The following is an 11,448-nucleotide window of genomic DNA, read 5'->3' on the forward strand; positions in this document are numbered from 1 at the left end:
ACGCGCCCCCTGGACGAACATATGACCACAAAGGCGAAGCTGGATTTCGAGCTGGCGTCGACGGGATTCTCGCGCGAGGTTTTCCGCAAGTTCCGGGCTCTGTCGGCCAAGGCCGACCTGATCCACTATCACTTTCCATGGCCGCTCATGGACGTGGTGCATTTTCAGTCCCGCCACGGCAAGCCGGCGCTCGTCACCTACCATTCCGATATCGTCAAGCAGCGACTCATCCTGCCTTTCTACCGGCCTTTGATGATGCGCTTCCTGGGCGATGTCGACGCCATCGTGGCGACATCCCCGGACTACCTGCGATCGAGCCCCATTCTTGCGGCATTCAGAGCCAAGACGAAGGTCATTCCCATCGGCATCGACGAAGGCGCCTACCCCTCCCCTACCGATGCCGACAATGATTGGTGCCGGTCGACAATTCCGGGGCCGTTCGTGCTGTTCGTCGGCGTCCTGCGTTACTACAAGGGACTGGATGTCCTGATCGAGGCCGCCGGCCAAGTCCGTTGCAAGATCGTCATAGCCGGCTCGGGGCCCATTGAAGCGGAGCTCAGGCTGCAGGCCGAAACGCTGCGCCGCGACAACGTGATCTTCCTTGGCGAAGTGAGCGAGCCGCGCAAGATGGCGCTGCTCAACAATTGCCTTGGCTTCGTCTTTCCTTCGAACCAGAGGTCGGAGGCCTACGGGCTTTCGCTGGTCGAGGCGGCGATGCGCGGCAAGCCGATGGTCTCGTGCGAAATCGGAACGGGCACGAGCTACGTCAATGAGGCCGGCACAACCGGGCTCGTCGTGCCGCCTTCAGATCCGGCCGGGCTTGCCGAGGCGATAAACCGGCTGATTGCCTCGCCGACGGAGGCGGCGAGTTGGGGACGAGCCGCGCGCGACCGGTACGTGCGCCTCTTCACTGCCGACAGGATGGGGAAATCCTACGCCGAGCTCTACCGTCAGCTCGGCGGCCGCAAAGGCTGAGCTGAAGGCGGTTTCTCTAGAGGGGCTTGCGGGTCGATGTCCGTCGATATAGAACATAACGAGAACATTTTGGGGAGTTGCGTCATGAAACTGACCGGGAAGCTCGACTATCTGGAACTGCCGGCAACCGGCGGCACGCTGGACAGCGTGAAAGCCTTCTACAGCGCCGCCCTCGGCTGGTCGTTCACCGACTATGGGCCGACCTATTCGGCCTTTGCCGAAGGAATTGACGGCGGTTTCCAGGCCGATGCCGGCGAAGCCGCCGCCAAACCGCTGCCGGTGCTTTATTCGCACGCGCTGGAGGAAACGCTTGCCGCGGTTGAGAATGCCGGCGGCACCATCGTCAAGCCGATCCTCCCGTTTCCTGGAGGGCGGCGCTTCCATTTCGCGGATCCGGCGGGCAACGAGCTGGCGGTCTGGGGCGAGTAGACCGCAACCCGCGGCTTTTCAATCCAAGCGTCGCGTACGACACTCATGCCCCCAAACGCGCGACGGTCCGTGGCGGGAAACATGCGGCAAGATTACCTTGGACGCAGCCCGTCCAAGCATTGAGCTTTGCGGCGGCTCGTCCTATAAGGCCGCGCTCAGCGGGCACGTTGCGGCTGTTGGGGCGTCGCCAAGTGGTAAGGCATCGGTTTTTGGTACCGACATTCCCAGGTTCGAATCCTGGCGCCCCAGCCAAACAGGATGCTCTGTTGACAATTTGGCTCCTTTGGCTTTCCCGGTCGAAGCGTTGCAGTTGTTTCCGTAAGCAAATCAGATGGTTGTCGGAACACCGCGCGAACTTCCCTTCGTCACACGCGCAGTTCGACAGGTACCAAGCTTAGAAGCCGCTTCTTCTCGCGAGGAGCCTGCCGGGCGAACAGTTGCCGGGTATTGCGCGCCAGCGCCAGCAGGCGCATTCCATCCTCCGTGTATGATTCCTCGGCCTCGCCATGCCGTTCGATCTCGCGGAGCAAGCGCGTCTGTTCGAACCGCCACAAGCTGAAATACGGTCGTAGAACGCGCCATCGATAACTTCCTGATCAGCGCCTGGACCATCACGGGAGGTCTTCTGCCATTGCCGGCAAGCTGCGGTCGGGCCGATCGACGTCGAGCAAGCTTCGGCCAAAAATGAGCCAAGAAAGCAGCGTTGGTTGAATCGCTATTGCGTCAGTATCAGCGGCCGGGTCAGAATGTTGTGTGCCGAAGAGGGCTCCGCACTTTTCAACATTGGCTAACAGGCTGCGGCACTTCTGGCAGTGCGTAAGCATCTGGTCCGTCATTCAAAGAGGAGGCCGATCAAGGAATAAGCAGCGTACAACTGGCTTTCCGCGAGCGGCTATTGTAGGTTGCGCGGTAATTTGGGGCAAACACGCGAAGCTTCATGCAAACGCTGTTGCAGTTCATGCGCTCGCATCCCGTAGGGGGGACGTTGTCGAAGAACGGCTGGGGAAACAACGATTCCTTCGGTGTTTCCGCGAAAATCTACAAACCCCATTCGGTGATATGCCGCCAGGATGACACCGACGACACGGTATTCATCCTAAAATCAGGTTGGGCCATCCTTTACCGCGAGCTGCTGGATGGAGAGCGGCAGATCATCGACACTCCTCTCTGGGGGGACATTGTCGGTTTCCACTTCGTGGACGGACCCCGTTTCGCGTCATTGGCGTCCATAACCGAACTAGCTGTCTATGAAATTTCCAGGAAAGCATTGGTCGATGCCGCCCTGTCGGAAGGTCGCTTCGGGAACAAGATCGCCTGCGCCCTGGCCCGGCTGAACGCCATCCTTGCCGAACATCTCGTGAATGTCGGACGACGGAACGCGATGAGCCGCACCGCCCATTTCCTGCTCGAGTTGGAGGAGAGGCTCTCGAAAGTTGGCCTGTCGGACCATGGAAGATATGAGTGTCCCCTTGCCCAGCACGAACTGGCGGACATCCTCGGAATGACCACCGTCCACGTCAACCGGACGTTGAGGGAACTTCGCAAGGCCGATCTCGTCTCTTTCAAGGCAGGCCACGTAGAGGTGATCAATCGCAAGAAGCTGGTCGAGACGGCCGGATTCGACAAGGAGTACCTCAGGTAGAAGTTGCCCTCCGGTGTCCGGTGCCGGGCGACGGCTTTCCGGACGCGAAATTTACCGAAAATTAACTTATGTTAGAGACCGCTCATAAATAGGCTATAAACTGCCCGAGCCGTTCTCGCTGTGGGGAAGCGAGGAAGGCGCCTAGCTGCTGCAATCAAGTCTCCAACTTTCACAAGGAGTTATGTTGGCCGCAAGGCTGCCAGTGTTGGGAAAGGGTGGGTAGTATGGGTGGCGTAACTGGACTGCACAATTACACCTCGGCCAATCAATCAGGAGTTCGATCAAGCGGAACCGAAAATGTCCATCGTAAGGAATGCCTCCTTATCCTAGATGGTAGAGCTTTGGACCGCGAATGTCTCGCATCGGCCCTCGTTGACCACGAACTCGGCATGGTGGTCGCCGCAATGGGTTCGATCGATCAATGGCGCGTGAAGAAGAGTTCGTTCCCTCCCCTTGTCGCCATACTCTTCAATCTTGGCGGCCGGAAGGCGACCGATCATGGCGTAGCAGACGAGATCAGGCATATCTCATCCGAGTTCAAATCAATCCCCGTCGTTATCCTGGCCGACAACGAAGACCTTGCACAGATACTGACGGCTCTCGAATGCGGCGCACGCGGCTACATTCCGACTTCGGTAGGGATCGACGTCTGCGTCGAGGCAATCAACCTCGCGGCAGTTGGAGGTATCTTCGTCCCGGCGAGCAGCGTCCTATCAATGCGGCATCTGATAGATCCAGGCAGTTGCGACAGGCAACCCTTGGCGGGATTGTTCACGCTCAGGCAGGCCGAGGTCGCGCAAGCGCTCCTGCACGGCAAGGCGAACAAGATCATCGCCTACGAGCTGAACCTGCGCGAAAGCACCGTGAAGGTCCACATCCGAAATATCATGAAGAAGCTGAAGGCGGCCAACCGCACCGAGGTCGCCTGCAAGGTCAAGGATCTCTTCGCGGAACGAACACTCGCTGAAAGTGATCCCAAGTAAGTTTCGCGGGACCTCCGTTGCGGTGAATGGCATCGGAGGTGCCAGCCTCGCTTCGGCGCGGGTTCGAGGGCGACCGCGCAAGAAAGGAAGCGACCGGCTTCCTTTCCGAAAGCCAACCGGGATTTGGATTAACAGCCGCCGATCAATCAGAGTGGGCAGAGTCGGGGAAGGTATATCTGCCTACCCAACTCACGGCGTCCTCAATCGTATCGAAATTCTTGTGCTGCCCGCTCAGCAACCCGAACCCCGTCTCGAGGAACCATTTGCCCTTCGTGGAGTAGGCTTCCTCGTCGATCCGAGTCAGGACTGCAACCAGTTGGTCGAATTTCCAGACCAGGAGCCCCAGCTCTCCACCCTCGACCGTTCCGATTCGAGCTTCGTTGAGCGAAAATCCAGGAGCAATCGATGCTTTGCTCACCTTGATAAATCCCCTCAACTTCAAATGGATAGCAAAAAGCTCTTTGTCTGTTTCCTGTAAACGTCCCGCATAACGACACGCACGAATCTGTTAGCAGATCGCCGGCGAGTCAAGCTCTTTCACCGCATGATCCACCGTCCTTTTTTTGCACTGGAATGTGCAATTGCCATGGAATTTTGACCTTCCCAAGCGCGGGAGCCTCGGCCAAATGGTTGGGGTGCCATGCATTCCATTCCGGGCACCTCGCAAGTCTCGCGAGTGCCTCCCGGTCGAACAAGATCTTACGGCGTTGCGTGCCGAAGCGGTCGTGGAAAGAAGTCGATTTTGCCATCCGATACATCGGCCACAAGCGGGCAGGTAAGCGAAGACCCTCCAGTGGTCCTCCCGGGCATCGAACCTAGAGTGGGTTACATCTCGTCTGGGTTCTTTACATCGTCACGCGCCCATGGCGATACGTCTCCACGGCAGCTCTTTGCTACCGTCGCCGGGGTGATTTGAACCTACGCGTTTTCATCGCGGAGCTTCGCATCGAGGCGAGCGAATGCATCAGCCCCGAATAAGCGGTCAAATCGGATGAGCGTTCTCGAGAAAGTGGTACCCCTTCCGTGCTTCAAACAGATCTTGCGGAAAATGAGAGGGCTGAGTTGCCATCTTTTCGTTCCCTGACGGGCCAGTCGCGGGGGTGAGCACACCATGATTCATCGCCCAAACAGCAGCCTGCGTACGATTACGAACCCGAATCTTTCGAAGGATCGCCTTGACGTGGACCTTCACCGTAGCTTCGGCGATTCTAATCTCGCGCGCGATGGTTTTGTTAGAATCCCCTTTGATCAAGCAACGTAGAATACATTTTTCCCTGTCCGACAAAATTGACAGGTCTCTGTCGACATTCTCCATTTTAGCAGCTGCGACTGTCACATCATCCGTCACCGCGTCATATTTAAGATCATGCCTTATGTCCTGAATAAATGTCGAAGGCTCCACAGGTAACACCGTCTGCCCGAGCATAACCAACTCGAGAGCTTTGATGAACGTATCGGAAGGAGCGACTTTTGATAAATATGCGTCAGCTCCTGCACGAAAGGCCGAAACTATATCGCTCGATCGACAGTGATCGGCCAGCACAACGACGTGGCTGTTCGAACAAATCGCTTTAAAGTCGGCAATTTGTGCGAATTCAGCATCTGCATCAGTACCGCCGACATCCAGGATCAGCAAGATCGGTCGGTGCTGGGGTAGCGGCTTCTGCAGAAGATCGTGAACACAAGCCGCAGAGAAAAGAATACGAAACTTTGCTGTATCCAAGATTCGACTAAGGCCTTCTCGGAGTAACTCGCTCGGCCCGACAAGCACCGTCATGAAAGATTGTTTTGTCATCGTAGCCTCCCCAACGCGCCCGGTAAGGCGCTCGGGGCGCCAACCGCATATCTTTTAAGGTTACGCTAGGAAAACCCTACACCCAAATACCCTCTTTAGGCGTAGGGGCAGCGTCTCGGGACCATCGGGATTTCTCAAACCTGTTGGCCTTGGGGAAGGTATGATGCAGGCGGCGGGCCTGCATTCTTCCGCAGCGCAGCGCATTGGACGAGTTCGTCCAAGTCGGTGCCTTATCCGGAAGGAGTGCCCACAAAGGGATAGTTGTGCCGCAGGCGGTGAAGGGTCACGATGAGGAAGAGTCTTGCCCGTCGACCCGTGCTCGACCAGTTCGGGGCGGCATCGTCACCATTGAAGGTGAAAGCCACACGCCATGGCCACAGAACACAATTCCGAGCCCGTCACTCCCTCGTCACGGGCCGGCGGCCGACGGATCAGGGGAATAAGGGCCATCCTGCTGGTCTTTGGACTCTCCGGTGTCGCCGTCCTGGGAGGGGCCGCGGTCAGAAACTTGGAGCCCCTCAACCGAGAGACCATCGGGGTTGTTTCCAGGGCCGTGGCGCAGAAGCTCGAGGATATCTCCGGAGCCGCGGTGCAGAAGGTCGAGGATATCTCCGGAGCCGCGGTGCAGAAGGTCGAGGATATCTCCGAAGCCGTGGTGCAGAAGGTGTCTGCTGCTATCGATAGTTGGCAGGATCAACCGGTTCAAGCCAGGGCCGAACCCTCCCGCGCGATCGTGTCGGGACCGGATGCGTCGGCCGCGACCTTGGTCGAGGCGAGCGTCGTCCCTGCCGTCCCCGCCATTGCCGAGCGCCCCAAAACCCTCGGCAAGGGACCGGATGCGCCGGCCGTGACGTTGGTCGAAGGGAGCGTCATCCCTGCCGTCCCCACCAGTGCCGGGCGCCCCAAAACCCTCGGCACGGCGCCAGAAACCGGAAGCCTGTTCGGCGTCGGCGACCGTATCAGGGTCGTGTTCTACGAGCGCGTCGAGGTCGAGGAAGACAAATGGGGGGGCGCGTCCTCAGCCTCAGCCCTGCGCGGCATCCTGCAGCGTCCGGAACTGAGCGGCGAGTACATGGTCCAAGAAGACGGCACGATTTCCGTGCCCTTGCTTGGCTTCATTCCGGTCGCCAACCGGTCGACGCAACAGGTACAGGCCGACCTGGCGGAAACCTTCGAACAATTGCTGGGCCGCAAGGGGCTTGTCAACATCCTGTCGCTGGAGCGACCGCCCATTTATGTGCTGGGGCCAGTCAAGAATCCAGGCTCGTTCAAGTACGCGCCCGGCATGACGATCCTGCATGCCATCGCGCTGGCCGGCGGACTCGACCAGGGCCAGGGCGAGCCGTGGCAGAAGATCGAAGCCGTGCGCGAAAGCCAGAAGCGTAGCGGGGCGATCGATGCAATGTTGAAGTTGCTCGCTCGCGTGGCGGTGCTGAGAGCCGAGCGCGACGGTACGGCGCCCAAGATTCCACGCCAGCTGCTGGAGTTGGCCGGCGCGACGGAAGCCGCCAACCTCATCAGCGAGCAGAGCGACCGGCGCAAGGCCGTCGCAACGGCCCGCAAAGATCGCGAGCGCACGATTGTGCGTGCACTGGAGGCGGCCAGGCAGGATGTTGCCGCGTATGGGCGCATGGACTCGCTCGACGAGCTCATCAAGCTGCGCCAGGAGCGCGTCAACAGCATGCGCACGCTCGTGGACCGCAACGTTCTCAGCATGACGGTGATGGATCAGGTCCGGAGCGAGTTGTCCGACGCGGAACAGCGTCGGAAGGATGCCCTCAACCAGTACGCCATGGCCAAGCAGCGCCTCGCTTCGCTAGAGGCAGAGTCGTTGCAGATCCGGGCCGACCTCATGAACGATCTGGAGGTCGAGATCGAGTCCACCGAGACCCAGATCGCGGCCAATATGCGCGAGTTGAACGCCAGCGAAGGCGTCCTGGACACGCTGCCGATGACCCGCGCCCAGTCTGTGAAGGACGCGAACAGCGTAACCTATCAAATCGTGCGGCAATCGGCAGCCGGACCGGTCAGCATCGAGTCCCTCGGAATGACCCTGCTGCAGCCGGGCGACCTCGTCAACATTATCGTGGGCGACGGCGAGCCAAGAGAGCTGGGCGGCTCGCCGGTCCCGACCTCGTCGCCGACGGCGTCCACAGCCAACGATGCAGGGCTTGGCAGCGAAGTGGCGGAGGAGAGGATCGGTCCGAATTGATGCCCTGCAAGGAAACGAGTGGGAAGCGCCAAACGACCACTCGCCGACAGCTTGAACCGTTTCATGAACGAGCAGGTCCGCCTCAGCTGAGTTTCAAATATCGGCATGGACTGCCCGCCATGGGTAGTCAGGAATAGGGTCTTCACTTCCCGCGCCGGCGATACGAGACTTCTCCAAATAGGCCAAACAGGGCAAACCCCGAGCGCTCCCTGGCTGAACAGCAGCGCGCGTCGAGGACAGGAGTTCTTGATGTCTCAGTCATCGGTGCAGAACCCTATCGTGTGCCTTCAGTAGGACAAGCCATGCGCCAGGATACGGTTATCGACGTTACCGTGGAGGCCTTGCCCGACATCGCGAGACTTGAGACCATTTGGAAGGAGCTCGAAGCCCGAGCAACTTACTCATTCTATCTGTCCTGGCTCTGGATCGGAACCTGGCTGCGGCATCTGCCGGGGGGCGCGCAACCACATGTTCTGGTCGCCCGGACGTCAAGCAGAATCGTTGGGTTGGCGATTGTTTGCCGGCGAAGGGCCTGGAGTTTCGGGCTGCATGCGCGGGCGCGCTGGCTACTCAATGAAACCGGAGATGCTCGTTTCGATCGACTGTTCATCGAGTACAACAACATACTTGCGGAGCGATCCTTGGCCGATGCCACCAGAGTGGCATGCCTCGAGGCCTTAGCGCATCACTTGCGCTACTCTGACCAGTTGGTGCTCTCCGGTATTGATCCGGACTTTGAGTTGGCCGCTTGTCGCACCGCAGGCCGGGCTGGACTCCTTACCGATGTGAGAGCGGACGATACGGCGCGGTGGATTGATTTCGCTAAAGTCCGCCAGAAAGGCGGAAATTTCCGCGCCACCTTGGGCCGCAACACTCGGCAGACGGTAAGCCGTGCCATGCGGCTATATGCTGAACGCGGCCCCATTGCGTTCCGGACTATGGAAGTGACATCGGAGGCGCTCGCCGCATTTAATTTGCTCGCCGAGCTTCATCAGGCGCGGTGGGGACGCAAGGGAGCCTTTGCCAATCCGAGCTTCCGTCGATTTCACGAGGAGCTCATCTCACTCGGAGTTCCCGCCGGGACGGTCCGCATCTCACGGACGTTGGCTGGAGAGCAGACAATCGGAATCCTCTACAATTTCGTGCATGACGGCCGTGTCTACAACTATCAAAGCGGCTTTCTCTATGAGCGCGACGGCCGGCTCAAGCCCGGGCTTGTCAGCCATGTTCTGGCAATTGAGGACAGCATCGGGCGTGGCGAGTGCGGCTACGATTTTCTGGCTGGGTTCTCCGGGCACAAGTCCCATCTGGCCAATGCCGAGCATCCCATGAAGTGGATCGCAATAGGCAGAGACGGTCCGGAGCGCCGCATCGAGGCAAAGCTGCGCGGTGCCAAGCGGGTGCTAGGGACCATTGCTACGAATATGAGAGAGGCCGTGGCTTGACGGGTCGACCCAAGCAGGGCGGCCAGTCTGATTGGAGGCAGGTTTCTTGGACAATCGGTTCGCGGATCCAGCTCTTGGGCAGGCGAGGACCAACAGGGGGTGCTGTTTGTCGGGATCGTGCGACTCGACCATTGTCGGTGCCGAACCCCACGGGCGGTCACTAGCAGCGACCCTGCGCGGACCGGGCGCAGCCCGCTCTGAAAGGGAAGGATTTGTAGGTTCCGGGCCTGCCTTGGCATCCATGTTTGCTCTGTATAGCTCGCCCTCAGAGCGGCTGTCTGAAGCAGAGTGCGTCTCCCGTTCAACTCGGGATCAAAGCACCAGTTCGCGCGGCGGGCTCTCAGATAAATGTTTCAGCGTGGCGGAATTGGTAGACGCACCGCACTGTTGATGCGGCGCCGAGAGGCTTGTAGGTTCGACTCCTACCGCTGGAGCCACCATTTCAGGTCGTTGAGCAAGGACCCTTTCGGCCCAGGTAGCTGCTCGCGATTTGCGCTTCAGTGCCTCACGATCCGGAGAGGTCGCCGTCGTCGCCCTCTACCAGGCAGGAGGTCGGGGGTGAGCGTTCTCCCTGTGCCCGAAGCGGACGAGATCGCAGCGCTCTGCTTTTCCGCCTCCGAGTATGGGTCCTACACCGCCCGTGGTCCGGAAGATTGGCTGGCAGGGCTTCCTCCGGCGCTTGACCCGGCTGGAGGCTATCTCCAAGGCCTTGGGGTGGGGCTTAGGCGGTGGTAGTCCGGAATTGGTAGTCCGGAATTGAAGTGCCCGCGATGCCATCATTCGCTTACGATGCACTGCGGATAAACGAGGGCACGCAAGGCACGGGACAGCGCTTCACTCGCATGTCGGGAGGCCCAATGTCGGCGGACGTGATGCAGATCCCGGAGCTTCTCGCGGACCTCGCGGTCAAAGACATCAAGGTCTGGGTGGAGGGCGACCGGCTGCGGTGCAATGCCCCCGCAGGCACTCTGACGGCGGAGTCTACCGAACAGTTGCGGGACCGGAAGGGCGAAATCATCGCGTTTCTGACTATGGCCGCGGTGGCGGCCCGGCAACAGTCTGCAATCATTCCCCTGCAAGCTCGCGGAACACGCACGCCCATTTACGCCGTCCCCGGGCATATCGGGGCGCCCTTCTCATTCTCGGACCTGTCTAAGCACCTGGGCGGCGATCAACCGTTTTACACACTCCAGCCGCCTGGCTTCGATGGGCAAAGCGAGCCGATGGACTGCGTCGAAGACATCGCCGAATATTTCGCCCGCCAGATCTTAGAATATCAGCCCACCGGTCCGTACATCATCGCCGGTTACTGCTCCGGCGCTGCAACCGCTCTCGAGCTGGCGAAAATCCTGCGCCAACGCGGAGCGGAGATCCCATGCACGGCGCTCTTTGGCCCGCTTCACCCCACCACCTATGGGGAATCGCCGCGTCTGCTCTTTTTCCTTGCCAAGCGTAGCGCCGATTCGTTCCTGCGAGAGGCAGCCAAGCTGCCGACATTCGGCGCCCGTCTCCGATTTTTCGGCAGTCGCCTCCGCAATCTCGGCGAGCGCGTCCGCACCCTCGTGACCCCCATTCGCAAGAGCAATGAGCCGGTCCCGACGGATCCGGTGCTGGCGAGCAGAGTTCGACTCAAATCCACGGCGATCACGGCTTTGCGGCGGTACGTTCCCACGCCGTATTCGGGCCGAGTTTGTATATTCCTTCCGAACAAGGCCTGGATGCGATCGGGTGCAGCACCGCGCCGATGGCTTCGAGTGGTGCCCCATGCCGAGTTCTATTTCGGGCCCGAGGACTGCAACGATACCCTTATGCTGGAGGAACCGGACGCACCTGCCATCGCAGAGCTTTATCGCCAAGCAACCGGGCAAGCTGAACGATTGAGGTGATTGATTTTTTGATTTCTGCAATGGGGAGCGTATCTCATGAATGAAGTCCTACCTGTCGCGGCGGAGGGCGTAGCGCTTCCC

10 protein-coding genes and 2 tRNA genes are annotated in these 11,448 nt (G+C 59.6%); 9 read left to right on the forward strand and 3 right to left on the reverse strand.

Going from position 1 to position 11,448, the window contains the following annotated elements:
• The 3 genes from EN745_RS19005 to EN745_RS19015 all read left to right on the forward strand — a co-directional run.
• Positions 1-975, forward strand: a 975-nt coding sequence (locus EN745_RS19005; protein WP_127422001.1) for a glycosyltransferase, incomplete at its 5' end; no start/stop codon positions are given.
• A gap of 84 nt (positions 976-1,059) precedes the next feature.
• The gene (locus EN745_RS19010; RefSeq protein WP_126055864.1) at positions 1,060-1,404 is read left to right on the forward strand and encodes a VOC family protein; all 345 of its coding nucleotides are present in this window, start codon (positions 1,060-1,062) and stop codon (positions 1,402-1,404) included.
• A 177-nt stretch (positions 1,405-1,581) separates the two neighbouring features.
• A tRNA-Gln gene (locus EN745_RS19015) sits at positions 1,582-1,656 on the forward strand.
• Between the two features lie 113 nt (positions 1,657-1,769).
• On the opposite strand, the gene EN745_RS36205 is transcribed toward EN745_RS19015, so the two are convergent.
• A complete protein-coding gene (locus EN745_RS36205) occupies positions 1,770-1,934 on the reverse strand; it encodes a hypothetical protein (RefSeq protein WP_189363088.1) in 165 nt (54 codons plus the stop codon).
• Between the two features lie 407 nt (positions 1,935-2,341).
• Between EN745_RS36205 and EN745_RS19020 the strand changes: the two genes are divergently transcribed.
• Together EN745_RS19020 and EN745_RS19025 are read left to right on the forward strand one after the other, a co-directional pair.
• Positions 2,342-3,046, forward strand: coding sequence for a Crp/Fnr family transcriptional regulator (locus EN745_RS19020; protein ID WP_126055866.1), 705 nt, complete (start codon positions 2,342-2,344; stop codon positions 3,044-3,046).
• A 224-nt stretch (positions 3,047-3,270) separates the two neighbouring features.
• The gene (locus EN745_RS19025) at positions 3,271-4,029 is read left to right on the forward strand and encodes a response regulator transcription factor (RefSeq protein WP_127407281.1); all 759 of its coding nucleotides are present in this window, start codon (positions 3,271-3,273) and stop codon (positions 4,027-4,029) included.
• A gap of 142 nt (positions 4,030-4,171) precedes the next feature.
• Here the strand turns inward: EN745_RS19025 and EN745_RS19030 are convergent, their stop codons facing one another.
• A complete protein-coding gene (locus EN745_RS19030; protein ID WP_189347470.1) occupies positions 4,172-4,447 on the reverse strand; it encodes a hypothetical protein in 276 nt (91 codons plus the stop codon).
• A gap of 564 nt (positions 4,448-5,011) precedes the next feature.
• Entirely contained in the window at positions 5,012-5,824 is an 813-nt protein-coding gene (locus tag EN745_RS19035) for a response regulator transcription factor (RefSeq protein WP_126055868.1), read from the reverse strand.
• Positions 5,825-6,377: 553 nt separating this feature from the next.
• Here EN745_RS19035 and EN745_RS19040 point away from each other — a divergent pair.
• The 4 genes from EN745_RS19040 to EN745_RS19055 all read left to right on the forward strand — a co-directional run bounded on the left by EN745_RS19040 (position 6,378) and on the right by EN745_RS19055 (position 11,367).
• The gene (locus EN745_RS19040) at positions 6,378-8,036 is read left to right on the forward strand and encodes a polysaccharide biosynthesis/export family protein (RefSeq protein ID WP_189347563.1); all 1,659 of its coding nucleotides are present in this window, start codon (positions 6,378-6,380) and stop codon (positions 8,034-8,036) included.
• Between the two features lie 302 nt (positions 8,037-8,338).
• On the forward strand, positions 8,339-9,481 hold the full coding sequence (locus EN745_RS19045) for a GNAT family N-acetyltransferase (protein WP_127400068.1): 1,143 nt from the start codon (positions 8,339-8,341) through the stop codon (positions 9,479-9,481).
• A 352-nt stretch (positions 9,482-9,833) separates the two neighbouring features.
• A tRNA-Asn gene (locus EN745_RS19050) sits at positions 9,834-9,918 on the forward strand.
• A 420-nt stretch (positions 9,919-10,338) separates the two neighbouring features.
• Entirely contained in the window at positions 10,339-11,367 is a 1,029-nt protein-coding gene (locus EN745_RS19055; protein WP_245487768.1) for a thioesterase domain-containing protein, read from the forward strand.
• The last annotated feature ends 81 nt before the right edge of the window (positions 11,368-11,448 follow it).

This window comes from Mesorhizobium sp. M4A.F.Ca.ET.022.05.2.1 (assembly GCF_003998845.1).
GTDB lineage: Bacteria > Pseudomonadota > Alphaproteobacteria > Rhizobiales > Rhizobiaceae > Mesorhizobium.

What these genes read in the sequence shown, in the direction of transcription:
- EN745_RS19010 (WP_126055864.1), top strand. Translation starts at nt 1,060, where the DNA reads ATGAAACTGACCGGGAAGCTCGACTATCTGGAACTGCCGGCAACCGGC.
- EN745_RS19020 (WP_126055866.1), top strand. Translation starts at nt 2,342, where the DNA reads ATGCAAACGCTGTTGCAGTTCATGCGCTCGCATCCCGTAGGGGGGACG.
- EN745_RS19025 (WP_127407281.1), top strand. Translation starts at nt 3,271, where the DNA reads ATGGGTGGCGTAACTGGACTGCACAATTACACCTCGGCCAATCAATCA.
- EN745_RS19035 (WP_126055868.1), bottom strand. Translation starts at nt 5,824, where the DNA reads ATGACAAAACAATCTTTCATGACGGTGCTTGTCGGGCCGAGCGAGTTA.
- EN745_RS19045 (WP_127400068.1), top strand. Translation starts at nt 8,339, where the DNA reads ATGCGCCAGGATACGGTTATCGACGTTACCGTGGAGGCCTTGCCCGAC.
- EN745_RS19055 (WP_245487768.1), top strand. Translation starts at nt 10,339, where the DNA reads ATGTCGGCGGACGTGATGCAGATCCCGGAGCTTCTCGCGGACCTCGCG.